Source organism: Staphylococcus sp. EG-SA-17 (genome assembly GCF_017151845.1).
In the GTDB taxonomy this organism is placed as follows: domain Bacteria; phylum Bacillota; class Bacilli; order Staphylococcales; family Staphylococcaceae; genus Staphylococcus; species Staphylococcus aureus.
Map to the genome: position 1 here is coordinate 1 of NZ_JACVZO010000182.1, position 242 is coordinate 242.

A 242-nucleotide genomic window follows, 5' to 3' on the forward strand; every position below is an offset into this window, starting at 1 on the left:
GTTTGTAGTTGTTGACTGTTGCATCTCTTAAAGACGGATTAACATTTGATTGATTGAATATGTTGTTTATCTTCCGTTGCTTGTTTCGCTTATATTCCTCATAGATTTCACATTTGCAACCGTCTTTGTATTCATATCCATTTTCAAACTTATATAAGTCATATTGATGCCCGCATTTATCGCAATTCTGTCTTAGTATTACTTCGATTGGTTGATATTTTTTTAAACTCTCGTTTATTTTT

1 pseudogene is annotated in these 242 nt (G+C 31.0%); it reads right to left on the reverse strand.

The features are described from left to right. Window positions 1-242: pseudogene (locus IDG65_RS14670) on the reverse strand (DNA replication protein DnaC); the annotation flags it as partial.